The following is a 24,407-nucleotide window of genomic DNA, read 5'->3' as shown; positions in this document are numbered from 1 at the left end:
CTGTGGAATCATTGATCATCATTTTGGTCGGCGTCCTTACCACGGTCGCCATCTATCTCGTATTATCCAAAAATATAGTACGCGTCATATTAGGGACTGCCATCTTGTCCCACGCTGTCCACATGCTCATTTTATCCATGGGTGGCTTGAAGCTCGGGACAGTTCCTCTACTCGGTGAAGAAGCTGAAACTTACGTGGATGCTTTGCCGCAGGCATTGATCCTAACGGCCATTGTCATCAGTTTCGCTGTTACGGCCTTTGTCCTTGTGCTGGCCTACCGCGCCTATCAGGAACTGGGAACAGATAATTTGGAAGCAATGAGAGGTTCTGATGATGAATAATATTTTAGTTCTCCCCATGCTGATTCCGATTATTGTCGGTGTATTGCTGATTTTCCTCCGTACCTATGGCCGTATTCAAGCTTGGATCAGTATTGCAGCTATGTTCGTGACAGCCGGAATTTCGTTCTATATTTTACATATAGTGCAGACTGAAGGGATTTTCCGCTTGGATTTTGGGGGCTGGGAACCACCTTTTGGCATTCTATTCGTCGCTGACTCTTTTTCCATTTTGTTGGTGCTGACTTCCAGCATAGTGACAGCCGTCTGCTTGAGTTATGCTTTGATTTCTACCAGCAAAGAACTGCAGACCATGTATTTTTATCCAACTGTGCTGTTTTTGCTAGCTGGCGTCAACGGTTCGTTCTTGACCGGTGATTTGTTCAATCTATTTGTTTGTTTTGAAGTGATGTTGTTATCTTCTTATGTATTGCTAACTTTGGGAAATTCCAAACGCCAGCTGCGCGAAGCCATCAAATATGTATCCATCAACATCGTTTCCTCGTGGTTCTTCCTGGTAGCTCTCGCTTTCCTTTATGGAAGCGTTGGTACACTCAATATGGCTCACGTGGCCGAACGGGTTGCAGAAGTTGGTCAAACCCCACTTCTGACAACCATCAGCATTGTCTTTTTAGTGGTTTTCAGCTTGAAGGCAGGTTTACTTTTGTACTTTTGGCTTCCTGGTTCTTACAGTTCACCCCCTATTGTCACCTCCGCCCTTTTTGGAGCTTTACTGACGAAGGTTGGGATTTATGCTCTGTTTCGCATGTTTTCACTGATCTTTCATCACCAGCCGGAAGTCACTCACACCATTATCGGCATCATGGCTGCTCTTACTTTAATCGGAGGCAGTTTAGGGGCGATTGCCTTTAATGATATCCGCAGCATTGCGGCTTACAACGTAGTCATTGCTGTCGGATTCATGCTTGTCGGCTTGGCAATTGCCACTCCGGAGGCAATTGAAGGAGCTATCTACTACATCATTCATGATATGGTTGCCAAAGCACTGTTATTCCTGCTGATTGGTACCATGATTACTTTAAGCGGCACTTCGAAAATGGTCGGAATGAGCGGACTGATGAAAAACTACCCGTTGCTTGGCTGGTCTTTCTTTGTCGCCATGCTGTCGCTTGCCGGCATTCCCCCACTCAGTGGGTTTATTGGCAAAGTGTTGATTTCGAGTGCAGCAATTGACAGCGGCTCTTATGTGTTGCTGGCGTTAGCGCTGTTGTCCAGTATTTTTGTTCTGTACTCGTTGCTCCGTATCTTCAAAAATTGTTTCTGGGGTGAAACCATTGTCAGTAAGGAAGAACAGCTGCCGTTGCGCAGAGGCGTCCTTCTTCCTTGCTTGGCTCTCGTATTTATGACCATAGCCATTGGTTTAGGCGTCGAAGGCTTGTCCATTTACGTAACGGATGCAGCTAAAACTTTGCTAAACCCTGATATATATATTGATGCTGTGTTGGGCATCATCCAATAAATCCATTTTTTATTGAAAGGAGTGAATTAAAGTGCCGGCTCAGTTCCTATTAAATATCACCATCGCCTTGCTCTGGACACTGTTGATGGATGAAGACGCTTTTTATATCACGACTTTTCTAACTGGTTATTTGATTGGTATTGGAATCCTTTTCCTTATGCATCGTTTCTTTGGAACCAAGTTTTACTTGCTGCGCGTCTACTCTACCATCAAATTGCTGTTCATTTTTATCTCGGAACTTTCCCAATCCAGTTTGCTGATCATGAAGCAGATTCTTAGCCCAAAGCTAAAAATAAAACCAGGAATTTTCACATACGAACATAGCATGGAAGGCGATTATGAGTTGACCACGCTCGCCCTTTTGCTGACGTTGACCCCGGGTTCTGTTGTCATGGAAGTATCTCCAGATGGAAAAACATTCTATATCCACGCGATGGATATGGAAAGCTCTCACGATTCCGTATTGAAATCCATTAAAGTGTTCGAAAAAGCAATTATGGAGGTGACGAGAAATTGATTGGTACTATATTGACTGTTGCGCTGTCACTGTTCATCCTGGCCATCATCCTGGCACTTTATCGGATCATCCGCGGGCCATCAATGCCAGACCGGGTGGTGGCACTTGATATGATCGGAGTCAACTTAATCTCAGGAGTTGCCGTATTTTCGGTAGTTCTTGGCACACACGCTTTTCTCGAAGTCATCCTGATTGTGGGTATTCTAGCATTTATCAGTACCATCGCGTTAGCTCGTTTTGTTGAAAGGGGCGATATCGTTGAGCATAAACATGATCGGTGAATATGTCGGTGTACTTTTAATTCTAGTCGGCAGCATTATGGCTGTCATCAGCGCTATTGGTATCCTTAGACTGCCAGATGTCTATACGCGTTCTCATGCTGCCACCAAAAGCTCAACATTAGCTGTGCTGTTGTCCTTATTAGGTACCTTCATTTATTTTTGGGCATCCGAAAATTTTATCAGCGTCCGGCTTTTATTAGGCATCGCGTTTGTCTTTTTAACAGCTCCTGTCTCAGGCCATTTGATTACGCGGGCTGCATACCGTTCAAACGTAAAATTAGCTGACTCCTCCACAGAAGATGCATTGGAAGAGATATTGCGAAAAAAGTAAGAAATAGGAATTTCACTATCTTTTCTTGCCATCCATAACTTCAGACGACAAGAGCATGGCTATTCTTCGGAATATGCAAATGCTCTTTTTTTAATAATAAAGCAAAAGTTTATGATTCTATTCGCAGGGAATAGGAATAAAAAAACAGAAATGGAGACGGACATCTGATGGAAAATGTGACCGAAACTTTTAAAGAAGTTGCCGCCGCAATCCTTCCCGTCACGGTAGTCGTTGTTCTTTTGCAGCTCCTCTTTATCCGAGTGCCTTTTGAAGCCGTGCTCCAATTTTTTATTGGAGTCGTTTTTGTCAGCCTTGGATTTTTCCTGTTTCTTATTGGTGTGAATGCTGGACTGTTGCCGATTGGCGAAATGATTGGCAAGCGACTGCCCAGCACAAAAAAAGCTGGACTTGTAATTGCAACCGGATTTTTGCTTGGTCTGGCAGTCACTATTGCTGAACCAGATGTTCGTGTTCTTGCTAAACAAATTGATGAAGTTTCGCAAGGAGCCGTTAGCTCCGCAATTCTGATTTTCTCCGTTTCTATTGGTTTGGCTGCTTTTGTCGCATTGGCCATGATTCGAACCATCTATCGAATTCCTCTTCATTATTTACTGTTCGGCGGTTATGCGCTTGTTTTCCTCTTGTCCTTGTTCGTGCCCGAATCCTTTATTTCTATTTCCTTCGATTCTGGAGGCGTTACAACTGGGCCCATGGCAGTTCCGTTTATTCTGGCACTTGGCATTGGGGTAGCCTCTGTACTTCGCACGGAAAATGAAAGTTCTGGTGAAAAGTTTGGCCTAATTGGCTTGGCATCCATTGGACCGATACTGGCAGTCATGGTGCTGGGGGTGTTATTCAGGTGAACCTTGATGTTTTCGATGGCTTTCAAACTGTGATGTTAGAAGTCAGCATGGCCCTTCTTCCGCTCCTTATTTTTTTTGCTGCCTTTCAAGTGTTTATGCTAAAACTGCCTTTGCAACGTGTTTTACAGGTGGGACTCGGATTTATTTTAACGTTCTTTGGCCTTTCTTTTTTTCTTCAAGGAGTCCATGTCGGCTTTATGCCAGTTGGAACCATGATGGGACAAAAACTCGGCAGTTTGGAAAACAAGTGGCTGCTGATTCCTATAGGCTTTGTCCTTGGCTTTGCCGCCACTTTTGCTGAACCGGCAGTCAGCATTATGATTGATGAAGTCGACCAGGAAACCGGCGGGTATATTTCACGAAATGTAATGCTCTCTGCATTGTCTGTAGGCGTCGGGACCGCCATTGCTTTGTCCATGCTTAGAATTTTAACTGGCTGTTCCTTATGGTATTTCATTATTCCAGGTTATTTACTCGTATTCATACTTGTATTTTTTTCAACCCAAACGTTTATTGGCATCGCTTTTGATTCTGGCGGAGTAGCAACTGGTCCCATGACGGTTACATTTGTGGTTGCTATCGCTGTTGGAATTTCAACAGCGATAGAAGGCAGTGATCCATTGATAGATGGCTTTGGAATGATCGCACTCGTTGCCCTTACCCCAATCATCGCTGTACTGATAGTGGGGCTAATTTTCACTAGAAAAGGCGGGAGAGATACTGATGACTCTTAATCATAGGCTGATGATCGCTATCGTTAAACGAGGTCATTCACGTGACGTCATTTCTGCTGCAAAACGTGCTGGTGTTGACGGTGCCACCGTTATATATGGACAAGGCATCGGGAGAAATGAAAAATCAACTTTCTTTGGCTTGCCGGCAACTCATGAGAAGGACGTGATTTTCCTAGCCCTGGACGGCCATCTTGAAAATGTTGTAACAGAGGCCGTTTCTAAAGCCGGAGAATTGGGGAAATCAGGATACGGGCTTGGTTTTACTGTTCATTTAAGCAAGTTATTGGGAGTGCCCCATCTTTCCAAACGAACGGATGACAGGAGAAAAAAGAATGGAGGCAATGAAATGGAGACAATAGAAAACATCTTTCAATTGATTGTAACGATTGTAAATTCCGGAGACTCTGCAGCTGTCGTAAAAGCCGCTTCGAAGGCTGGAGCTGAAGGCGGAACCATTTTGAATGGCCGTGGAACCGGCGTCAATGAGCAGCAAAAGTTCCTAAACTTCACCATCGATCCTGAAAAAGACGTGGTACTGACGCTAGTGCCTGCCAGCTATGCAGAAGGTGTCGTCAAGAGCATTGAAAAAGCCGTCGATTTAAACGCTCCAGGCAAAGGGATTGCGTTTCTCATAGATGTTGAAAGGGTCTTTGGCGTTAATCATTCTTCTCTCGACCGCCAAAATCAGCTGCACAAGGATCATTAACATGGTCTTTTCTTTAAAGAACAGACAACGCTGCCCAGGTGTGCCTGCCTTTTTAAATTCCTGCCAGCAGAATTTTATTTCGCAGGCTCTCGCTTTTATTGCCTATGGTGCAATTCAAAATCATAAATCCGACTCAAAGTGAATGAAAAATTAGTTTATTAGCTGAAGATAGACAAAGGCAACGATATATGAAAAACTAAAGGAATGACAACTAGTAGAAAGCAGGGCTTTTAGATGAGTGTAGAATTAAAAGAAAAAGGGAGATGGGATCCTTTGAAGGTATTTTCAAAAGTCTCAGCCGCGTATCTCCTCGCCTTTTTCACGAAGAAAAGGAATGGAAAAAAAATCGCTTTAGTCGGGGGAAACCTCGGAGAAAAGTATGAAGATAATGCTGCGGTTTATCATAAATACTTAGTAAACAATCATCACGAACAAGTAACGGCCTATTGGATGTACGATCCAAAAACCACCTATGCTCAAGATCAAAGGATTGAAAATGCAGTTCCACTTGGAAGCTTTAAGAATTACTTGCTGTTTTTTCAAGCTGATTATACGTTCCACGGACACTCTCTTCTATACGATATTGTTCCCTCGGCCGACAAGTTTCTTTTCCTCAACCGGAAAACCCTCATTACCCATGTTAGCCACGGAATCGAAGGTTTCAAAAAAATCTTAATTCAAAAAGAAGACATACCTTTACTGAAGAGAACCGATTATTTCAACTGTGCTTCGCAATATGAATACAACTTGAAGCTCAACGAATGGAAAATCCCTGAACAAAAATTGATTATAACCGGTTTCCCCAGATTTGACCGGTATCCGCCTAATCATCCTTCTACAGAAGTCAAAAATATTTTGATGATGATGACGTGGCGCGAGTGGCTTTTTGATCTGACAAAAGAAGAATTTACCGATAGCGCTTATTTTAGAAGCACTGTTGGTATATTAAAGCACGAAGGCATTCAAAAACTGCTTACGGATCACAACCTTCACCTAAACATTGCATTGCACCCTTTTATGAAAAAGTTCGAAAAATATTTTGATGGCTTAACTGACAATGAGCATGGCATTAAATTTCTTGATTTCGATCAGGAAACTATTGAATATTCAATTGACCACAATGACATGCTCCTGACTGATATTACGAGCGTGTCATGGGATTTTCTTTACCTGAATAAACCCATCATTTTCTATATGTTTGACAAGCAAGAATACCTCGACAAAAGAGGAGCTTACTTAAACCTCGATACAGATTTTTATGGGTATAACGCTGGTTCAATTGACCACGTCTATAAGTACTTGAAAAAAATTATTGAAGAAAAAATCTCTTACAACGAATGGTACCCAAAAGCAAAGGATTATATTGATTACTTTGACCAGGATAACTGCAAGCGTCTGACAAAGCGTGTCATGAACTTCTAATAGTTTCACGTGAAACTATTACTAAACAATCAAAGAAAACCACACTCAAAAATTTGAGTGTGGTTTTCAGCTTGTTGAAAAAGGGAATTACTCATTCATTTGGCTTCAGTCAGATGCGTTCCACGGGTACTGCTTCTGCCGTCTTGCTCCGCCACTGTTCTCGTTGGAGTGGCCACCTTCCACTGCAGTCAAAAAAGAGAGCCTTTATTAAGTGGAGTGTCTGTTCATAAACCCTTCTGCTCCCACAGCGTTTCACGCTGCGTCGCAAAGACATGACCGAGGAGGTTTGGACGCGAGCCCGCGGAAAGCGAACGGTAAGCTTCGGAAATCCACGGCTTGTTGCAATTTTCTCGACAGCCTGAAAAGCACACTCAAACATTTGAGTGTGCTTTTTTATAGCGCGATTTGCAATTCAACTGGGCAATGATCTGATCCCCATATGTCCGCATGGATTTTTGCGCTTTTCAACTGTGGCAGCAATTTTTGTGAAGCGATGAAATAATCAATTCGCCATCCCACATTTTTTTCACGGCAATTGGAACGATACGACCACCAGGAATAAAAACCTGTTTCCATCGGATGGAAGTGGCGAAATGTATCCACAAAACCGTTCGCTAAAAACTGTGTCATCTTACCTCGCTCTTCAGGAGTAAAGCCTGAGTTTTTTTTATTGGCTTTTGGATTTTTCAAATCGATTTCTTCATGGGCCACATTCAAATCACCGCATAAAATAACTGGCTTCTGGCGCTCCAAATTTTTCACAAATGACAATATGGCTTCTTCCCAGAGCAGACGGTAATCCAAACGAAGCAAACTATGCTGAGAATTTGGTGTATAGACGGTGACGACATAATGATCATCAAACTCCAATGCAATCATGCGCCCTTCTGTATTGTGTTCTTCCGAACCCAAATCATATTGAATGGATAAAGGTTCTTTTTTGGTGAAGATTGCTGTTCCAGAATAGCCTTTTTTATGGGCATAATTCCAATATGCATAATAGCCCGGAAGGTCCATTTCTATCTGTCCTTCCTGCAATTTTATTTCCTGCAGGCAGAAAATATCTGCATCTGCTTCAGTAAAAAAATCCATAAAACCTTTTTTCATCACAGCTCGCAAGCCATTGACGTTCCATGAAATTAACTTCAAAACTAATCCCTACTTTCTCTTACTTTCAAGTTTAAACGATGAGTAAGCCGCACTCAACCAATGCGATAAATATGGCAACAAGCTCATAGATCCCAGCGCTGATCGTTATATTAATCCTTATAACTGCTTTTGCCTTAATTAAAATATGTAAAATTTCTGTATTTTTTTAAACAATAAGCATCATTTTCAGGATTCTTCTTGTACAATAAAATCAGCATATACAGAGAAAATTCAATCATCTAGAAAGTCCATTAAGTGCCGGTTGATTAACTGCTGCTTCAAGCGGGACACAGGGGGTAGAGCTATGAAAAAGTTTACAAAAGAAGAAAAAAGCTGGGCTTTGTACGATTGGGGAAATTCTGCTTATTCGATTATCATCACAACCGCAGTTTTCCCTATTTATTATAAAGCATCGGCAACGGAAGCTGGCGTCAGTTTATCGGATTCAACAGCCTATTTAGGGTATACAATTGCCATTTTCACATTTATTTTGGCTATGATCGGACCTATCTTAGGAACCATTGCAGATTACGAAGGAATGAAGAAAAAGTTTTTTACGGCCTTCTTCCTTCTCGGTACTATTTCTACAGCTCTATTAGCTTTTGTACCAAGCGATGATTGGTTGCTGATGCTAATTTGTTATGTTTTTGCAGCACTTGGCGCAACTGGTGCCAATTTATTTTATGATGCCTTTATTGTAGATGTCACGACGAAAAAACGGATGAACAGTGTCTCCGCTTTTGGTTATGGACTCGGCTATATCGGTTCAACCATTCCATTTATTATTTCTATTGCGATTATCTTGCTCGCTCAAAATGGCGTACTGCCAATTTCTGTTACTACTGCGAGCCGAATTGCCTTTTTGATTACAGCAGTTTGGTGGGCTTGCTTTTCACTGCCGATGTTTCGCCATGTCAAGCAAATTTACTACATTGATCGAGAACCCAATCCCGTTTACCAAAGCTTTAAGCGCCTTGGGAAAACCATCAGGGAAATCCGTCAATATCGTTCCTTGTTCTTGTTCCTGATTGCCTACTTCTTTTATATTGATGGTGTGGGCACAATTATTTCCTTATCGACTGCGTACGGTACTGATTTGGGATTGAGTGCAACCAATCTGTTGATCGTGCTGTTTGTTACCCAAGTAGTCGCCGCTCCATTTGCTCTCCTTTACGGCCGCTTGGCTAATCGGTTTACTGGCAAGAAGATGCTCTACGTTGGAATTTGTGTGTACATTGTCGTTTGTATTTATGCCTTCTTTTTGGAAACGATTACGGATTTTTGGATTTTGGCTATGCTTGTGGCAACCAGTCAAGGCGGAATCCAAGCACTCAGCCGTTCGTATTTCGGCAAACTTGTTCCTAAAGAAAATTCCAATGAATTTTTCGGCTTTTACAACATTTTCGGCAAGTTCGCCGCCATCACGGGGCCTCTGCTTGTGGCCATCACTTCACAAGTAACCGGCAACTCAAGCATGGGTGTATTCAGCCTTGTCATATTATTTGTCATTGGTCTAGCGGTCCTATCCCGTGTACCCGAACCGACACCTCATGACCCTATAGACAAAGTCGCCTCGGAATAAAGAAAAGCGGAAAAGCCCGTGTAGCTCTGACTGGCATACTGCAGTGAAGTTTGCTTCCGATACAAAAAGGTGTCTGCCAAATACACGGCAGACACCTTTTTTATACTATATTACTTTTTGTTTTTATCTTCAGCTTTAACCGTTACGCTGCCAGTGCTGTCTTTTTCGACAGATGCGTCACCCAATTCAACAACTTCGATGCCGCCTTTTTCTTTTTCAGCTTCTTTATCGGCTTTTTTGATTTCTTTCTCAATTGCTTTTTCAGCTTTTTCATGTTCTTTTTCAGCTTTTTCTTGCTCTTTTACTTCTTTTTCGATCACTTTTTCTTGTTTCTTGATTTCTTTTTCTTCTTGCTTTTCTACACGTTTCGCTTTTAATTCATCAGCTTTATCTTTGGCTTTATCTGTAATGCCGCTAGTTTTGTCCTTCAGCTGATTAGCTTTTTCTTTTACTTGATCCATTGCTCCACCAGAGCTGTCATCGTCATGCTCTTTGACACTGGCTGCTTTTTCTTTGACGATCTCTTGAAGCTCTTTGCCGCTCTTTGGTGCGAACAAAAGCCCGGCTGCTGCACCGATTACTGCACCAGTCGCTGCACCGGCCAAGAATCCGCCGCCTCCACCGCTGTGATGGTCTTTGCGTTCAGCTTCTGTAGGCTGTGGCGCTTGAATTTTACCGCCGCGTACAAGACGTTCTTCTACTTCTTCTACGATTTCATATAATGTACGGCCTTTAGCTTCAACAAGTGAAACGCTCATGTGGTAATCAGCCAAATCTGCCTGATCGCGCACGACGATGACGTCATAATCCGTAGAATCTGATTTTTCTTCCAGCATATCTGCTTGATACCCTTTTTTCTCTAAAGCTTCGCGTACTGACGTAAATGGATGTTCAACTGCAATTTTTACCATATTCTGTCCACTCCCTTTTTAAAAGTCTATATTGCACTGTTTCCCCGCAATTAAGAATTTATAAACACCTTCCAGAAAATTCCGTAATTTTTTGTTATGCTTTTAAGGTTTCCACTCTTGCGAGACGGGCTGCCACGACCGTTCCTAATATGGCCCCAGCCAGACTGGAGATGAAAAATGGAGGGACAAAAAATAGCGCTCCAAACTCTGTCCCAAGAAAAAGCCGCGCATAAGGAACGGCCACTAATGAGGCAATGATCCCAGTTCCTAAAACTTCTCCTACAGCAGCAAACCAGACTTTGCCGAATCTAGCGTACAGGATTCCCGCAAGTAAAGCCCCAATCATTCCCCCAGGAAAAGCTAAAAGAGAGCCGGTTCCTGTAAGCACTCTAACGACTCCTGTCAAAAAAGCGACCATCACAGCCGGACCCGGTCCAAAAAAAACTGCTGCCAGTACGTTGATCGCATGCTGAAGAGGATAGGCACGGGCAACACCCGCAGGAAAATAAACAAAAGCAGAGCCTGCTACTCCAATGGCAACGAACATTGCCATAATAACTAGTTTTTTCGTGTTCATTTCCCGTCACCTACTTTGCTTTGGGGCTGCAGCGCGGCAATCTGCTGTGCAATATCCTGTGCTTCTGAGATTGCAGAAATAACGGCAACTCCCGCAACGCCTGCCTCCCATACTTGTGGCACATTTTCAGGCTTGATGCCCCCGATGCCCACAATTGGCAATAACGGAAACGCTGTTGCAACCGCCTGAATTTCTTTAACGCCAGCTGGCCTTTTTGCATCCGCTTTTGAAGTAGTACCGAAAATCGGACCCATTCCAATATAGTCTGCGCCGGCTTCTGCAGCTAATTGAGCTTCTTTTATCGAGTGGACAGAGACACCTAAAATCTTTTCTTTCCCAATCTTTTGTCGGACCTGCCCAGCTTCTGCGTCATCCTGTCCAATGTGAACACCATCAGCATCGATTTGCAATGCCAGATCGACAAGGTCATTTACGATAAACGGGACACCATAGCCGCGGCATAATTGCTGGCAGCTCGAAGCAAATTCAAGCAAATCGGTACCTGTTAAAGCGCCTTCCCCTTTTTCACGCAGCTGAAAGTAGCTAATGCCCCCTTCCAATGCCTCCTCCAATACTTTAAGAGGATTTCGTATTCCCGAATTCTTTGATCCCATTATAAAATAAATTGCTGCTTTATCGGAAAACTTCAATGCTTTCCACTCCTTCGTGGCTTGCTATCGCTGCTTTATATGCAGCGTGATTAGTTGGTCCGTGGCCAGCTCCAATATTTAGTGGCACCCTAAGCGCTGCTTGGATAAATTGTTTTGCAGTGAAAATTGCTTCCGGCAGTTCTTGGCCTTTAGCGAGTTCCGCGGTCAAAGCTGCGGCAAATGTACAGCCAGTACCATGCGTCTGCACCGTTGCAATGCGGGTAGAACGATACAGCACCGATTCCCCATTGGCATGCAGGAAATAATCTTCTGCGTACTTTGGATCCCTACCGTGTCCACCTTTAATAACAACTGCCTCTGCACCCATGGACAAAATCTGCTGTGCTGCCAGGTGCCTGCTGGCAGGGTCTGTAATGGAGATCCCTGTCAGTGCCTGCGCCTCTGGAATGTTTGGGGTAACCAGAAACGCCAACGGCAATAGATGAACTTTAAGTGCTTCCACCGCCTCCTGCTGCAATAAACTGGCACCTCCCTTGGCAATCATGACCGGATCTACAACTAGCTTATGCCAACTAAACTGCCGGATGGCAGCAGCCGTTTCTTTTATAATTCCAGGATCAAACAACATGCCTGTTTTTAACGCCGCAATTTCAAAATCGCTGCCCACTGCTTTTAGCTGTTCGCGCACCGCTTCCTTGGACATCGGATAAATAGCAGCGACACCTGTTGTATTTTGTGCGGTCACTGCCGTGATGACAGAAGTTCCATAAACACCCAGCTCTTGAAAGGTTTTCAGATCAGCCTGGATCCCCGCACCCCCACCTGAATCAGATCCAGCAATCGTCAAAGTTTGCGGAATCTTAGTCATAGCCTTCCCTCCTGCAAATAGATTTGTTCTTTTACTTTATCGTCGGTCAAGGTGGCCAGCTGATTGATAAAAGCCAGCTGAAAATCACCTGGAAGTGCCGCAAGTTTAGCAGCCCGTTCACCGGCAATTGCATAAAACTGCAGCATGCGGCTAACTGTTTTCAAAGGATCTTCAGATTCAACGGCCATTCCTGCAGCAACCACACTGCTCAATAAGCAACCCGTTCCTGTGATGGAAGCCATGATCGGGTCGCCGAAAGGGATTTCTTCTGTTGATTTTCCATCAGTAACAACATCCGTCTTTCCTGTAACTGCGACCAGCAAGCCCAGTTTTTTTGCAGTCGAGATGGCCAGTTCTCTGACGTCTAGAAGCCCCTCTCCGGCATCTACTCCTTTGGACTGCCACTGTTCACCTGCTATAGCTGCAAGCTCTCCTGCATTGCAGCGAAGGACGCTGACGTCAACTGCATCCAAAATTTTGCGGACAGTCTCTTTCCGAAAGAGGCTCGCTCCTGCCCCCACTGGATCCAGCACTACTGGAATTCCAAGCCGATTAGCAGTCGCCCCAGCAATCAACATGCTTTTCAGCGACTCTGCATGCAGCGTTCCGATGTTCAATGACAAGGCTTGCGACAAAGCAGCGAGCTCTGCGGCTTCTTCCGGTGCCTCTCCCATGATCGGCGAAGCACCAATGGCCAGTAAGCCGTTCGCTTGAAAATTGGATACCACATGATTGGTGATACAGTGGATAATCGGGGTTTTTCTTTTGATCTGATGAATCATTTTATACACCTGCCTTTTCACTAGCATCTATAGACCAGCATTCTTTTCGCCATGCCTGGTCCCAAAAGTTCCACTCGTAATAACTGCTCTTGTGGAAATGGCTTTTCAACTCTTTTCGGCGTTCTTCCGGCAGTCCTTCCGCCAATTGATCCATGCGGGCAATCTGTTCATTGACAAGCGCCCCAAATTCCTCGGAGCCATATGTTTCAATCCACCGGTCATAAATCGGATGATCTGGCTTGGCGTTCTTCAGGCGTTCCCCAATCTCGTAGTAAAGCCAATAGCAGGGCAAAATAGCGGCCAGCACATCGGCCAAGTCACCAGCCGACGCACGGTACATATGCGATACGTAAGCATAAGCAGACGGCGAAGGCTCAAAGGCAGTCCAGTCTGCTTCTGTGACTTCAAGCAGCTCCATGAATGATTCGTGGAGCGCCATTTCGGCACTGCACGTATGCGCAGAATGAACGGCAAAACGCTGGGTGGTTTCTAAATCTGTTGCTTTGGATGCTCCCAGGGCCTGCACTTTGGCAAAATGCGATAAATAATAAGCGTCCTGCATTACATAAAAACGAAAAACATCGATCGGCAATGTCCCATCTTCAATTCCTTTGACGAATGGATGATCAAAGCTTGCCTGCCACAGACTGTTGCATTCTTTTCTCGCTTCTTTACAAAATGTCATATTCCCATCTCCCTTTCTTTTTGGACAAAATAAAAACGCCGCTTCCCAGTAAAGGGAAGCGGCGTATGCAGTCGATAAAGGAAATAGCAGACGGTCGCCACTTCCCTCCGCTGGTATGATCCAGATCAGGTTCAAAGGGTCCGAGCTTATGCTCGTCTCAGCCGATATCCGGCTCCCCTAGTGGTGTTTTTATTTAAGTTTTCGAAATTACTATATCATAGTTTCTGATAATTCTATAGCTTTTATGCGATTTCCCGTTTCTTCATCAAAGAAATGGGCATGGGCCATATCAAATGCAAGCGTAGCGGTATCTCCGGGCTCAATGGTGGTCGCAGCTTCAACACGTGCAATAAATTCCTGCTCCGCGTATACCGCGTGCAGAATGGTTTCAGCCCCTGTCAATTCAGCAACCGTAATAACCGCTTCAAACTCACTTGCCGGAATACCTGACAAATCTTCATTGTTGACGTGAATATGCTCTGGACGGATTCCCAACGTCACCGACTTGCCTTCGTAGCCTTCACTCTTCAGCGTGGCCATTATCGGTGCCGGGATATCCAGTACTTTGTCGCCCATTATATAAGTACCTTGATCGATTTTTCCCTCAAAGAAGTTCATGGCAGGAGAGCCGATAAAACCACCCACAAAGCGGGTTTCCGGAAAATCATAGACTTCTTTTGGCGAACCGACCTGCTGAATCAACCCGTCTTTCATGATGACGATACGGGTAGCCATCGTCATGGCTTCTGTTTGGTCATGTGTCACATAAATAGTGGTTGTTTTCAGCCTTCTGTGCAACTTGACAATTTCCGCCCGCATTTGCACGCGCAGCTTGGCATCCAAGTTGGACAGCGGCTCATCCATCAGGAAAACATTTGCGTCCCGCACGATGGCACGTCCTAACGCGACACGCTGGCGCTGCCCTCCTGATAAGACTTTGGGTCTTCTATCCAGGTAATCTTCTAATCCGAGTATCGCTGCAGCCTCTTCGACAAGCCGCTTAATCTCGGATTTCTTCACTTTTCGCAGCTTCAAGCCAAAAGCGATATTTTCAAATACCGTCATATGCGGGTATAGGGCATAGTTCTGAAAAACCATTGCAATGTCCCGATTTTTCGGTTCAACCTCATTCATCAGCTTGTCATCTATGTACAATTCACCTTCTGTGATTTCCTCCAACCCAGCAATCATCCGGAGAGTGGTAGACTTCCCGCATCCAGAGGGCCCCACAAAAACAATAAATTCTTCATTTTGAATGTGGAGATTAAAATCCGATACAGCAAGAGCACCTTTATCATATCGTTTCCCCAGTTTTTCAATTCTGATCTCTGCCATTTCGCATTCTCCTTTTGTATCTTTGTTGTCTTAATTATAGACAATTATCTGTAAATTACAAACAACCCAAAAAGATCTAAAGGACGAAAAACAAAAAAGCGTTCCTGAAAACCTCAGGAACGCTTTTTTCCATTCTATTAAACGGTAGCCACTTTTTTCTCTTTTTTGATTTGCTTGCTTCGCAATTGGCCGCAAGCTGCGTCGATGTCGGCGCCTTGTTCGTGGCGAACGCCGCAATTGATGCCTTTTTTCTTCAAAGCGTCGTAGAAAGCCGTAATGGCTTCTGGAGTGCTTTGCTGATACTGATCGTGTTCATCAACTGAGTTGTAAGGGATCAAGTTGACGTATGATAGATGACGCTTGTCTTCCAGCAATTTCGCCAATTGATTTGCTTCTTCCACATGGTCGTTGACGTCGCGTAATAAAATGTATTCAAATGTGATGCGGCGGTTGGATTTTTCCAAATAGTAATCAATTGATGCCATCAGTTTCTCGATTGGGTACGCTTTGTTGATTTTCATGATGCGTGTACGCAATTCGTTGGTTGGGGCATGAATCGAAATAGCTAAATTCACTTGCAACCCTTCGTCCGCATAGTCATAAATTTTCGGTACAATACCACTTGTCGAAACCGTGATGTGGCGAGCTCCAATAGCTAAGCCTTTTTGCGAGTTGACGATGTTCAGGAAGCCCATCAAGTTCGTGTAGTTATCAAACGGTTCGCCAATACCCATTACTACGATATGGCTGACGCGCTCTTCTTTTTGCTGAGTATCAAAATGTGCTTGTACTTGCATGATTTGCTCAACAATTTCGCCCGCGTTTAAATCACGGCTCTTTTTCAAAAGTCCGCTGGCGCAAAAACTGCAGCCGATGTTACAGCCGACTTGTGTCGTGACACAAACTGAATTCCCGTATTTGAAACGCATCAATACTGTTTCAATCAAGTTGCCATCCTGCATTTGGAAAAGGAACTTGATTGTTCCGTCCGCTGATTCCTGTTTGACGGTTTCTTTCAATGTCCGGATGGCAAAGTTGTCTTCGAGCAACTGGATGCAGTCCTTCGAAAGATTGTTCATTTCTGCAAATTCCGTGACGCGTTTAATATACAACCAGTCCCATACCTGCTCGGCACGGTACTTTTTCTGGCCGTTCTCTAAAAACCATTCTTTTAACTGATCTATCGTTAACCCATAGATGGAATTTTTCATTTTAGTACCCTCATTTCAAATTTCACAATTGCTTATTATAATACTAAAAATAACGCTTGACAACAACTATTTTTGTTTAGACAGAAAAGTCTAACTTTACTTTTTGCTTAATTTGTTATTCTTGCGGGTAGAGAAAGGTAGAAAGGAGTGGTTGTTATGAGCGCTATCACCCATGTGGGGCTCGCCGTCCCGGACTTGGACAAAGCCATTGAATGGTATAAAAAAGTCCTCGGCTTCTACGTCTTAGCAGGTCCATTCAATTTTGATGCGGCAGATGATAATCCAGAAGCGATGACTTTAAATCTTCAAGGCGATGCACTGAAAAAAATGCGCAATGTTCATTTGATGTCTTCGAGTGGTGTCGGCATTGAACTTTTTGAATTTCAGGATCCTACATATCACGCTGAACACTATGCACCACATGCTGGATTCATGCATATTTGCCTGATTGTCGATGACTTGATCGATACAATCGAAAAAGCGGTTCAACACGGCGGCAAACAGCGAAGCAAGATATGGAACATCAATAAAGGAAAGCCTCATTACCTAGTTTATACCGAGGATCCTTTCGGCCATATCATTGAACTGTACACACGCAGCACCTCTGAGGTTTATGGAAATCGGTAATTGAAAAACCAGGCAGCCTGAAAAAGGCAGCCTGGTTTTTGACTTATATAGTATTTTCGCTTTTCTTGATTGTCCAGACTCCAGCGCCCAGCTCTTTGGGTCATAAGCCCACCCAGCTGTGCGGCTGAAAACATGCCACTTCGCTGGGCTGTCTTATGCCCGGCAGAGCTTACACAGGCGCTTCCGCTTTTCTTTAGACCAGTTGTTCTTTTTTCTGGAGCATTGTGCCGTTTTTAGCCAAGTCTGCATGCCATGAGAAAGCTTTTTCCAACACATGCGGTGTTTGGCCGCCGCGTGTTAAAGCTTCATCGTAGTATTCACGAAGTTGCGCGCGGTACGTTGGGTGAACACAGTTTGCCAGGATGACTTCTACGCGCTCACGCGGTGCCAGTCCACGAAGGTCTGCGTAGCCCTGCTCGGTTACGACTACATCTACGTCGTGTTCAGTGTGGTCAACATGGGAAACAAACGGGACTACACTCGAAATATTGCCGCCTTTAGCAATCGATTTCGTAACGAAAATTGCCAGACGTGCATTTCGTGCAAAATCACCGGAACCGCCGATGCCATTCATCATTTTTGTGCCGGATACATGCGTCGAGTTTACATTGCCGTACATATCGAATTCCAAAGCCGTATTGATTGAAATCAAGCCGAGTCGACGAATGATTTCAGGGTGATTGGAAATTTCCTGTGGGCGCATAATGATTTTGTTGCGGTAGTTTTCAAATTCACTGAAAACCTGCTTCATTTTTGGTTCGGATAAAGTGATTGAGCAGCAAGATGCAAAATTCACTTTTCCGGCATCAATCAAATCAAAGACAGAGTCTTGCAGCACTTCCGAGTACACTTCTAAATCTTTAAATTCTGAATCGACCATGCCGTGCAATACTGCATTCGCGACAGATCCAATGCCTGATTGCAACGGAGCCAATTTCTCGGTCAACCGCCCAGCACTAATTTCTGAACGTAAAAATTCAAGCAGGTGATCTGCCATGATTTTTGTTTCTTCATCCGGCGGTACGATATTCGAAGGTGAATCCAATTGTTCAGTAAATACAATCCCTCTGACTTTTTCCATGTCAATTGGAATTCCGATGGTGCCGATGCGCTGATCAACTGCCGTTAATGGAATCGGTGAACGTTCACCTTGTTTACCCGTGTCATAGATGTCATGCAGGCCTTCAAATAGTTCAGGCTGAGACAGATTGATTTCAACAATGATGTTTTTAGCATGTTTGGCAAAAATAGCTGAGTTTCCGACAGAAGTTGTTGGAATGATCATGCCATCTTCTGTGATAGACAAAGCTTCTACAATCGCAAAATCAATTTCTTCAGTGACGCCCGTACGAATCCATTCTGCCGTATGCGATAAGTGGTGATCCACAAACAGCATTTCGCCAGAGTTGATTTTATTTCGCATAGCCGGTTCAGCCTGAAATGGCAAACGTTTGTTGACGATTCCGGCTTCTGCAAATAACCGGTCGATATCTGACCCTAAAGAAGCGCCTGTAAACACATTTACTTTAAAACTTTCATTTTCCGCACGTTGCACCAATGCGAAAGGGACCGCTTTCACATCTCCGGCACGTGTAAATCCGCTAAGCCCAAGTGTCATGCCGTCCTCTATCCATGAAGCTGCTTCTTCTGGTGTCGTTACACGATTCTGCAACTGTTTCGCTTTAATGCGTTCAAGTTTCTTTTCCATCTTTATCACTCTCTTCCGAAGTTAGTTTGGCAGTTCACCTTTATTAATAAAGCGTTTTCATGAATGATTGCTCAATAGAAAATCACATTCTGCTTAAAAAGGGTGAGATTGCTCATCATCTATCATCTTTTAATTATTAGATAATTTTAACTTATTCTATTTCGGAATTGAGTTTTACAGAGCGGAAAAGCGTTTACATCCGCGAAGCAGAGAAAAGACCCTCTCAAGCAGCATTTTTTTGAAAAAAACACAAAAAAGCGCATCTTTCAGCGCTTGTTGCGACTTATCGCCGCTTGATTAATGCGTCTTATGCCCGGCAGAGCTACATGGCCGCTTTCGCTTTTCTTTGTTGTCTAGACTCCAGCGCCCAGATTCTAGGGTCGTAACCCACTCTGGCTGTGCGGCTGAAAACATGCCGCTTCGCCAGCGCGTCTTACGCCCGTCGAATCTACACGGGCGCTTTCGCTTTTCTTCATTGTCTAGACTTCAGCGGCCAGCTCTTTGGGTCATAAGCCAACCCAGCTCTGTGGCAAAAAACGCCACGCCGCTGGTCTGTCTTATGCCCGGCAGAGCTAGATGGCCGCTTTCGCTTTTCTTTAGAACCCTAAAAGTTTTCTAAAATAACTTGAATAGGATTGGCTGACAGGGATTCGTTCTCCGTTGTTCATGGCCAGTACGAATGTTGAGTGTGTATCGGGGTAGATTTCTTCTATATGATTGACGTTGACAATAAATGAGCGGTGACACCGGATAAACGATTCTCGCGGCAACAAAAATTCAAATTCCTGTAGAGAGTTTTTATTTGTTCCTGAGTAGCCTCCTGCGTGAACGTGGGTTTTGCGGTCTTTTACTTCCAAGTACTTCACTTCAGCAAAAGGAATCGGCTTCCAGCCATCCGGACTTTTCACAGTGACCACCGACTTCCCTTCCGTGAATGCGGGGTAGATTGCCATAACACATCCTTGCAATTCACCCTCATGGTCAAATGGCACCGCCATGCCATGATAAGGAACGCCAAAAAGTTCCCGATTGATAAATTCCGATGTTTTCTGATTTGCTGTTAACGCTTTGTGGGCAATGGTTCCGGGCTTTACCGGATCCCCTGCCTTAATTTTTAAATCCACTCGCTTGCTTGGGCGGTAATAAATATACTCTTTCGTGTTTGTCACAGCAATCGAAATTTCATCGGAGAACAGTTCCCCCATGACATTTAGCAGTGAACCCAATGTAAAACTTTCCATGATAACCCTCCTGCTTCAACTCAATGTTTCAATTATACATGAAAAGCTTTTCTTTCATTAGAAAAACCAGCCCTTTAAGCAGGACTGGTTTGAGTACTTTCTTCTTTTAGCTGCATCGTGCCGTTATTCGCCAAGTTAGTATGCCAGGAAAAAGCTTTTTCGAGCACATGCGGTGTTTGGCCGCCGCGCAGCAAAGCTTCATCATAATAGCGTCGCATTTGGTCGCGGTACATCGGATGCATACAGTTTTCAATAATTAACTCGACGCGCTCACGTGGAGCAAGTCCACGCAAATCTGCATACCCCTGTTCGGTCACAACGATATCGACATCATGTTCGGTATGGTCCACATGCGAAGCAAATGGCACGATACTGGAGATGATCCCATCTTTGGCAATCGATTTGGTAACGAAGATCGACAACCGTGCATTTCGGGCAAAATCTCCAGAACCGCCGATTCCATTCATCATTTTAGTGCCGGACACATGGGTGGAATTCACATTGCCGTAAATATCAAATTCCAATGCCGTGTTAATGGAAATCAGGCCGAGCCGGCGAACCAAGCCAGGGTGGTTGGTGATTTCCTGTGGGCGCAAGATGATTTTGTCGCGGTATTCTTGAAAGTTGCCGAATACTTTTTTCATTCTTTCTTTCGACAAGGTAATGGAAGATGCAGAAGCGAACTTCACTTTCCCGGCATCAATCAAATCGAAAACGGCATCCTGGAGCACTTCTGAATATACTTCCAAATCATGAAATTCCGAATCGACGAGTCCGTGTAAAACTGCGTTCGCTACTGAACCAATTCCCGATTGCAGCGGAGCAAGCTGATTGGTCAACCGCCCAGATGCTACTTCCGAACGCAAGAAACTCAATAAATGATCAGCTATCACTTCAGTTTCAGCATCCGGCTGCTGGATTGTCGAAGGGGAATCCTCCTGCGAGGTAAAGACGATTCCTCTGACTTTCTCTGGATCGACCGGTATTCCGATGGTCCCGATGCGGTCATTGACACGTGTCAACGGGATTGGTGACCGCTGTCCTTGCTTTCCAGGTTCATAAATATCGTGTACTCCTCTAAACAACTGGGGCTGCGCAAGATTAATTTCGATTATAACGTTTTTGGCGTGCGTGACGAAAACTGAAGAATTTCCGACTGAAGTCGTTGGGATGATCATCCCGTCTTCAGTGATCTCCAAAGCCTCGATCACAGCAAAATCAATCGGTTCAGTGACGCCTGCCCGAACCCATTCTGCCGTCTGAGACAAGTGATGGTCAACAAATAGCATATCGCCACTGTTAATTTTTTTGCGCATAGCCGGTTCTGCCTGGAATGGCAAACGCTTGTGGACGATTCCGGCTTCAGCCATCAATTTATCCACATCTGAGCCTAAAGAAGCGCCTGTAAATACATTCACTTTAAACTGTTCTGTTTCCGCACGGCGAACCAATGCATATGGAATTGCTTTAGCATCTCCCGCACGTGTAAATCCGCTTAATCCAAGTGTCATTCCGTCTTTGATCCAAGACGCCGCTTCGTCAGCGGAGACGACCCGGTTCTGTAATTCAATGGCTTTAATACGATGAAGTTTATTTTCCACCTTTATCACCTTTCGGAGGCTCTAGTTTGTTAGCCTGTACATTTATTATATCTTATTCCGCTTTGCTCCAAAATTGACGCGACTCTGGAATAGCCGCTTTTATCCTCTTCCTTTCACATCCCTGCAACAATCTAAGACAGTTATTCACTAGTCCAAACCATTTTTCTTGCAATCAAAAAGGTTTTTCATTTCCCCCAATTTTGTTGCTGGGTTCATGCACCTAATTAACAACCAAAAGTTGGAAAATATATCAAGTCTGTTCCGTTGACAAGAGGTTTTTGCTCAAATAATATAGAAAAGCTGAAGAAAATAAATTCGGATACATATTATAGAAGAAAAGAGGATTTACCTTATGTCTGCTGACCAAAAAAAGAAAATTTCCATTCTGATGATCAATATGTTCATCGCCATCGCCAGCTTCGGAATTGTTATTCCGATTCTGCCTTCTTATCTGGAATCCATCAATCAAGGCGGTATGGCGGCAGGCTTAATGATTGCCATTTTCGCTGCTGCCCAATTCATTTTCTCGCCAATTGCCGGCAAATGGGCCGATCAACACGGCCGCCGAAAAATGATTATTTACGGATTGCTTGGGTTGACCATTTCCATGTTCGTTTTCTATGCTTCTGACTCAATTTGGATCTTGTATTTATCGCGCGTCATTGGCGGAGTTGGAGCTGCTATGTTGATTCCTGCGATTTTCGCCTACATTGCAGATATCACAACGTTTGACCAACGTGCAAAAGGTACCAGCCTGGTGTCAGCCGCTATGTCTCTCGGAATCGTTGTCGGACCCGGAATCGGTGGATTTTTAGCTGATTATGGATTAAAGTTGCCCTTCCTCGTGTCAGCACTTGTTTCTTTAGGTGCCGTTCTCTTTTCAATCATCTGGTTGAAAGAACACGATGCAACAGAAGCTAATCCTGAATTGGCTGCCAAATTAACGGATGAAGAATCGATGCTTGTCAAAATTGGCCGTTCTACTAAGATGCCATATTTCATTCCATTGATTATTACGCTCGTCATGAGTTTTGGTTTGCTGGCGTATGAATCTGTAGTAGGCCTGTATTTAGACAATCAGTTTGACTCAACGGCAAAAGACATTGCCTTTATGATTACCGCAACAGGAGTCGTCAGTGTGATTGTCCAATTGTTTATCGTTGACCGGATTGTTCGCCGCTACGGAGAAGTGACTATTCTAATTGCTTTCTTGGGTGTTGCAGCATTCGGCTTCTTGATGTCTTTGTTTGCCGGAAGCTATGCGATGTTCTTTGCCGTATCCTTGGTCATTTTCTTGGCCACTTCTATTTTGCGCCCGGTACTCAATACTTTGATTTCGAAAATGGCTGACGGTGAAGTCGGCTTTGCCATGGGCATGAACAACGCCTATATGAGCATCGGAAATGTGATTGGTCCCTTGCTTGCAGGTGTTCTCTACGATATCAATATTGTGTATCCATTTATTTTGGGCCTCATTATGTTGATGGTAACCATGTTTATTACAGTTGCTTGGCAGCGTTCACGTGCTGCAAAAGCTTCCACAGCTATATAAGTAATTAATGGCGGGTTCTCTCAGGAGAGCCCGTTTTTCTTGTCCTTTTTGGAGAATATTGTCTCCAGCTTTACGCGTTTGATTCTACGTTGTATAATATTTGTACAACAAATACCATAAATCTATAGAATGAAGGTAATGCTATGTATAATATTAAGGCAGCTGCCAAAATCTTAGATATGCCGAAAGTGACAATTCGTTCATGGGAAACACGCTATAGTGCAATCACTCCTGCCCGAACGGAATCTGGACACCGCTTGTATTCGGATCAAAATCTGGAAGATTTGAAATGGCTAAAAATACAAGTTCAGGACAATGGCATGAAAATTAGCGAAGCTGTAAAAAAGCTTCACACTTCACGCAAACAATTCATTATACCAAATACAGAACAGCCGCCCAAAAAAGCGTTAGAATATGATGAACAAATAAATCAACTTTTCCAGGCTGCCGCCGAAATGGACACTGAGCGCTTCAACTATTTGTTGGACCTTCATTTTTCTTTATTCCACCACCAAACAGTCTTTTTCCAAATTATCGCACCGTTAATGGTCCGTATTGGAGAAGCGTGGGAAAACGGCGTTATCAGCGTTGCACATGAACACATGATTACACACATTGTTCATCAGCGTTTTAACCAGTTTTTCCGCATCTTTCCAACTTCTCCAAAGCTGCCAAAAGTTATAGCCCTTAGCCCAAGTGGTGAACAGCATCAGCTCGGCTTGCTGCTGTTCACCTTATTCCTGCGGGAGAATGGCTTTTCCGTCGTTTATATTGGACCAGACACGCCTCTTGAAGGCCTAGAAGAAATGGTCAGCAAGCAAAATTTCAAGTTAATGTGCATGTCCATCACGACGCGCAAAATGCTGCCAGTTGCAAATGAGTATATTGATGCGCTATCGAAAGCCAATCCAGAAATGCATTTTATTCTCGGAGGCCTCGGAGTCGATTACGAACAAGTTGAAGGCAACCGCTGGTACTTGGGAAGCGACGTCAACTACTGGCAGGAATGGCTCGACAAACAAAATTTTTAACATAAAAAACTCTCTCAATTTATATTGAGAGAGTTTTTGTGTTTTTATTCCCAATCCAAGTCCTGATAATCTTTCTGGTAAGGTCCATTGTCCGTCACTTCTGAATGGTAAAGCGCTTTTAGCGCGAAGCCTTTTTCAAGCTCCATTTCTTTCATTAGCACTTTCAACCGTTTTTTCAAGTCCGGGTGATCGCTGACCAACTGTTCCATTTTGGATTTGGTGTATTTCATCTTTATCCGCTCCTTTTGGATCTTCTTGCCTTTA

Annotated in this window: 26 protein-coding genes and 1 riboswitch; of the genes, 13 read left to right on the top strand and 13 right to left on the bottom strand. The window is 44.0% G+C overall.

Features of this window, described 5'->3' with window-relative positions; genetic code table 11:
* Positions 1–2 precede the first annotated feature (2 nt).
* The 9 genes from AC4EG4_RS10265 to AC4EG4_RS10225 all read left to right on the top strand — a co-directional run bounded on the left by AC4EG4_RS10265 (position 3) and on the right by AC4EG4_RS10225 (position 6,672).
* Positions 3–341 (top strand): Na(+)/H(+) antiporter subunit C, encoded by a 339-nt coding sequence (locus AC4EG4_RS10265; RefSeq protein WP_490987749.1) that lies wholly within the window; start codon positions 3–5, stop codon positions 339–341.
* Positions 334–1,818: a Na+/H+ antiporter subunit D gene (locus AC4EG4_RS10260; RefSeq protein WP_490987748.1), complete on the top strand. Its 1,485-nt coding sequence runs from the start codon at positions 334–336 to the stop codon at positions 1,816–1,818. The genes AC4EG4_RS10265 and AC4EG4_RS10260 overlap by 8 nt, the downstream gene beginning before the upstream one ends.
* Before the next feature lie 31 nt (positions 1,819–1,849).
* On the top strand, positions 1,850–2,335 hold the full coding sequence (locus AC4EG4_RS10255; RefSeq protein ID WP_490977104.1) for a Na+/H+ antiporter subunit E: 486 nt from the start codon (positions 1,850–1,852) through the stop codon (positions 2,333–2,335).
* A complete protein-coding gene (locus AC4EG4_RS10250; RefSeq protein ID WP_490977103.1) occupies positions 2,332–2,616 on the top strand; it encodes a Na(+)/H(+) antiporter subunit F1 in 285 nt (94 codons plus the stop codon). Before AC4EG4_RS10255 ends, AC4EG4_RS10250 begins: the two co-directional genes overlap by 4 nt.
* Positions 2,594–2,947: a Na+/H+ antiporter subunit G gene (locus AC4EG4_RS10245; protein ID WP_490987747.1), complete on the top strand. Its 354-nt coding sequence runs from the start codon at positions 2,594–2,596 to the stop codon at positions 2,945–2,947. The genes AC4EG4_RS10250 and AC4EG4_RS10245 overlap by 23 nt, the downstream gene beginning before the upstream one ends.
* 167 nt (positions 2,948–3,114) lie before the next feature.
* On the top strand, positions 3,115–3,810 hold the full coding sequence (locus tag AC4EG4_RS10240) for a DUF1538 domain-containing protein (protein ID WP_490977101.1): 696 nt from the start codon (positions 3,115–3,117) through the stop codon (positions 3,808–3,810).
* Positions 3,807–4,544: a DUF1538 domain-containing protein gene (locus AC4EG4_RS10235; protein WP_490987746.1), complete on the top strand. Its 738-nt coding sequence runs from the start codon at positions 3,807–3,809 to the stop codon at positions 4,542–4,544. The genes AC4EG4_RS10240 and AC4EG4_RS10235 overlap by 4 nt, the downstream gene beginning before the upstream one ends.
* Entirely contained in the window at positions 4,534–5,250 is a 717-nt protein-coding gene (locus AC4EG4_RS10230; protein WP_490987745.1) for a P-II family nitrogen regulator, read from the top strand. Before AC4EG4_RS10235 ends, AC4EG4_RS10230 begins: the two co-directional genes overlap by 11 nt.
* A 234-nt stretch (positions 5,251–5,484) precedes the next feature.
* Complete coding sequence (locus AC4EG4_RS10225; RefSeq protein WP_490977098.1) at positions 5,485–6,672, top strand: CDP-glycerol glycerophosphotransferase family protein; 1,188 nt, start codon at positions 5,485–5,487, stop codon at positions 6,670–6,672.
* Between the two features lie 393 nt (positions 6,673–7,065).
* On the opposite strand, the gene AC4EG4_RS10220 is transcribed toward AC4EG4_RS10225, so the two are convergent.
* On the bottom strand, positions 7,066–7,821 hold the full coding sequence (locus tag AC4EG4_RS10220; RefSeq protein WP_490987744.1) for an exodeoxyribonuclease III: 756 nt from the start codon (positions 7,819–7,821) through the stop codon (positions 7,066–7,068).
* A 304-nt stretch (positions 7,822–8,125) separates the two neighbouring features.
* Between AC4EG4_RS10220 and AC4EG4_RS10215 the strand changes: the two genes are divergently transcribed.
* The gene (locus AC4EG4_RS10215) at positions 8,126–9,403 is read left to right on the top strand and encodes an MFS transporter (protein WP_490987743.1); all 1,278 of its coding nucleotides are present in this window, start codon (positions 8,126–8,128) and stop codon (positions 9,401–9,403) included.
* A gap of 110 nt (positions 9,404–9,513) precedes the next feature.
* On the opposite strand, the gene AC4EG4_RS10210 is transcribed toward AC4EG4_RS10215, so the two are convergent.
* The 8 genes from AC4EG4_RS10210 to rlmN all read right to left on the bottom strand — a co-directional run bounded on the left by AC4EG4_RS10210 (position 9,514) and on the right by rlmN (position 16,383).
* Positions 9,514–10,314: a YkuS family protein gene (locus AC4EG4_RS10210; protein ID WP_490977095.1), complete on the bottom strand. Its 801-nt coding sequence runs from the start codon at positions 10,312–10,314 to the stop codon at positions 9,514–9,516.
* Positions 10,315–10,408: 94 nt separating this feature from the next.
* On the bottom strand, positions 10,409–10,891 hold the full coding sequence (thiW, locus tag AC4EG4_RS10205) for an energy coupling factor transporter S component ThiW (RefSeq protein ID WP_490987742.1): 483 nt from the start codon (positions 10,889–10,891) through the stop codon (positions 10,409–10,411).
* A complete protein-coding gene (gene thiE / locus AC4EG4_RS10200) occupies positions 10,888–11,505 on the bottom strand; it encodes a thiamine phosphate synthase (RefSeq protein ID WP_490987802.1) in 618 nt (205 codons plus the stop codon). The genes thiW and thiE overlap by 4 nt, the downstream gene beginning before the upstream one ends.
* A 19-nt stretch (positions 11,506–11,524) precedes the next feature.
* Entirely contained in the window at positions 11,525–12,370 is an 846-nt protein-coding gene (thiD, locus tag AC4EG4_RS10195) for a bifunctional hydroxymethylpyrimidine kinase/phosphomethylpyrimidine kinase (RefSeq protein ID WP_490987741.1), read from the bottom strand.
* Complete coding sequence (gene thiM, locus AC4EG4_RS10190) at positions 12,367–13,152, bottom strand: hydroxyethylthiazole kinase (protein ID WP_490977092.1); 786 nt, start codon at positions 13,150–13,152, stop codon at positions 12,367–12,369. Before thiM ends, thiD begins: the two co-directional genes overlap by 4 nt.
* 1 nt (position 13,153) lies before the next feature.
* Positions 13,154–13,837, bottom strand: a complete 684-nt coding sequence (gene tenA / locus AC4EG4_RS10185) for a thiaminase II (RefSeq protein WP_490977091.1) — start codon at positions 13,835–13,837, stop codon at positions 13,154–13,156.
* A gap of 85 nt (positions 13,838–13,922) precedes the next feature.
* A riboswitch (TPP riboswitch) is annotated at positions 13,923–14,026 on the bottom strand.
* A gap of 21 nt (positions 14,027–14,047) precedes the next feature.
* Positions 14,048–15,172, bottom strand: coding sequence for an ABC transporter ATP-binding protein (locus tag AC4EG4_RS10180; protein WP_490987740.1), 1,125 nt, complete (start codon positions 15,170–15,172; stop codon positions 14,048–14,050).
* A gap of 137 nt (positions 15,173–15,309) precedes the next feature.
* Positions 15,310–16,383, bottom strand: a complete 1,074-nt coding sequence (gene rlmN / locus AC4EG4_RS10175; RefSeq protein WP_142826765.1) for a dual-specificity RNA methyltransferase RlmN — start codon at positions 16,381–16,383, stop codon at positions 15,310–15,312.
* A gap of 156 nt (positions 16,384–16,539) precedes the next feature.
* Here rlmN and AC4EG4_RS10170 point away from each other — a divergent pair, with 156 nt between their 5' ends.
* Entirely contained in the window at positions 16,540–17,010 is a 471-nt protein-coding gene (locus tag AC4EG4_RS10170) for a VOC family protein (protein ID WP_490977089.1), read from the top strand.
* Positions 17,011–17,203: 193 nt separating this feature from the next.
* Here the strand turns inward: AC4EG4_RS10170 and scpC (AC4EG4_RS10165) are convergent, their stop codons facing one another.
* The 3 genes from scpC (AC4EG4_RS10165) to scpC (AC4EG4_RS10155) all read right to left on the bottom strand — a co-directional run bounded on the left by scpC (AC4EG4_RS10165) (position 17,204) and on the right by scpC (AC4EG4_RS10155) (position 21,560).
* Complete coding sequence (gene scpC / locus AC4EG4_RS10165) at positions 17,204–18,718, bottom strand: succinyl-CoA:acetate CoA-transferase ScpC (protein WP_490987739.1); 1,515 nt, start codon at positions 18,716–18,718, stop codon at positions 17,204–17,206.
* A 596-nt stretch (positions 18,719–19,314) separates the two neighbouring features.
* The gene (locus AC4EG4_RS10160; RefSeq protein ID WP_490977087.1) at positions 19,315–19,959 is read right to left on the bottom strand and encodes a LytTR family DNA-binding domain-containing protein; all 645 of its coding nucleotides are present in this window, start codon (positions 19,957–19,959) and stop codon (positions 19,315–19,317) included.
* A 74-nt stretch (positions 19,960–20,033) separates the two neighbouring features.
* Entirely contained in the window at positions 20,034–21,560 is a 1,527-nt protein-coding gene (scpC, locus tag AC4EG4_RS10155) for a succinyl-CoA:acetate CoA-transferase ScpC (RefSeq protein ID WP_490977086.1), read from the bottom strand.
* A gap of 352 nt (positions 21,561–21,912) precedes the next feature.
* Between scpC (AC4EG4_RS10155) and AC4EG4_RS10150 the strand changes: the two genes are divergently transcribed.
* Both AC4EG4_RS10150 and AC4EG4_RS10145 read left to right on the top strand, forming a co-directional pair.
* Positions 21,913–23,112, top strand: coding sequence for an MFS transporter (locus tag AC4EG4_RS10150; RefSeq protein WP_490987738.1), 1,200 nt, complete (start codon positions 21,913–21,915; stop codon positions 23,110–23,112).
* Between the two features lie 143 nt (positions 23,113–23,255).
* On the top strand, positions 23,256–24,143 hold the full coding sequence (locus AC4EG4_RS10145; RefSeq protein ID WP_490987737.1) for a MerR family transcriptional regulator: 888 nt from the start codon (positions 23,256–23,258) through the stop codon (positions 24,141–24,143).
* Between the two features lie 44 nt (positions 24,144–24,187).
* Here the strand turns inward: AC4EG4_RS10145 and AC4EG4_RS10140 are convergent, their stop codons facing one another.
* Positions 24,188–24,373: a hypothetical protein gene (locus AC4EG4_RS10140; RefSeq protein ID WP_038705039.1), complete on the bottom strand. Its 186-nt coding sequence runs from the start codon at positions 24,371–24,373 to the stop codon at positions 24,188–24,190.
* Positions 24,374–24,407: the final 34 nt, after the last annotated feature.

The organism is Planococcus sp. TJ-201, assembly GCF_058268495.1.
The sequence above is the reverse complement of the archived record's forward strand: the minus strand, read 5'-3'. Positions and strand labels throughout refer to the sequence as shown.

What these genes read in the sequence shown, in the direction of transcription:
- scpC (WP_490987739.1), bottom strand. Translation starts at nt 18,718, where the DNA reads ATGGAAAAGAAACTTGAACGCATTAAAGCGAAACAGTTGCAGAATCGT.
- AC4EG4_RS10240 (WP_490977101.1), top strand. Translation starts at nt 3,115, where the DNA reads ATGGAAAATGTGACCGAAACTTTTAAAGAAGTTGCCGCCGCAATCCTT.
- AC4EG4_RS10180 (WP_490987740.1), bottom strand. Translation starts at nt 15,172, where the DNA reads ATGGCAGAGATCAGAATTGAAAAACTGGGGAAACGATATGATAAAGGT.
- thiD (WP_490987741.1), bottom strand. Translation starts at nt 12,370, where the DNA reads ATGACTAAGATTCCGCAAACTTTGACGATTGCTGGATCTGATTCAGGT.
- AC4EG4_RS10140 (WP_038705039.1), bottom strand. Translation starts at nt 24,373, where the DNA reads ATGAAATACACCAAATCCAAAATGGAACAGTTGGTCAGCGATCACCCG.
- AC4EG4_RS10150 (WP_490987738.1), top strand. Translation starts at nt 21,913, where the DNA reads ATGTCTGCTGACCAAAAAAAGAAAATTTCCATTCTGATGATCAATATG.
- AC4EG4_RS10160 (WP_490977087.1), bottom strand. Translation starts at nt 19,959, where the DNA reads ATGGAAAGTTTTACATTGGGTTCACTGCTAAATGTCATGGGGGAACTG.
- AC4EG4_RS10210 (WP_490977095.1), bottom strand. Translation starts at nt 10,314, where the DNA reads ATGGTAAAAATTGCAGTTGAACATCCATTTACGTCAGTACGCGAAGCT.
- tenA (WP_490977091.1), bottom strand. Translation starts at nt 13,837, where the DNA reads ATGACATTTTGTAAAGAAGCGAGAAAAGAATGCAACAGTCTGTGGCAG.
- AC4EG4_RS10260 (WP_490987748.1), top strand. Translation starts at nt 334, where the DNA reads ATGAATAATATTTTAGTTCTCCCCATGCTGATTCCGATTATTGTCGGT.
- AC4EG4_RS10215 (WP_490987743.1), top strand. Translation starts at nt 8,126, where the DNA reads ATGAAAAAGTTTACAAAAGAAGAAAAAAGCTGGGCTTTGTACGATTGG.
- thiE (WP_490987802.1), bottom strand. Translation starts at nt 11,505, where the DNA reads ATGGGATCAAAGAATTCGGGAATACGAAATCCTCTTAAAGTATTGGAG.
- rlmN (WP_142826765.1), bottom strand. Translation starts at nt 16,383, where the DNA reads ATGAAAAATTCCATCTATGGGTTAACGATAGATCAGTTAAAAGAATGG.
- thiM (WP_490977092.1), bottom strand. Translation starts at nt 13,152, where the DNA reads ATGATTCATCAGATCAAAAGAAAAACCCCGATTATCCACTGTATCACC.
- AC4EG4_RS10230 (WP_490987745.1), top strand. Translation starts at nt 4,534, where the DNA reads ATGACTCTTAATCATAGGCTGATGATCGCTATCGTTAAACGAGGTCAT.
- thiW (WP_490987742.1), bottom strand. Translation starts at nt 10,891, where the DNA reads ATGAACACGAAAAAACTAGTTATTATGGCAATGTTCGTTGCCATTGGA.
- AC4EG4_RS10225 (WP_490977098.1), top strand. Translation starts at nt 5,485, where the DNA reads ATGAGTGTAGAATTAAAAGAAAAAGGGAGATGGGATCCTTTGAAGGTA.
- AC4EG4_RS10170 (WP_490977089.1), top strand. Translation starts at nt 16,540, where the DNA reads ATGAGCGCTATCACCCATGTGGGGCTCGCCGTCCCGGACTTGGACAAA.
- AC4EG4_RS10145 (WP_490987737.1), top strand. Translation starts at nt 23,256, where the DNA reads ATGTATAATATTAAGGCAGCTGCCAAAATCTTAGATATGCCGAAAGTG.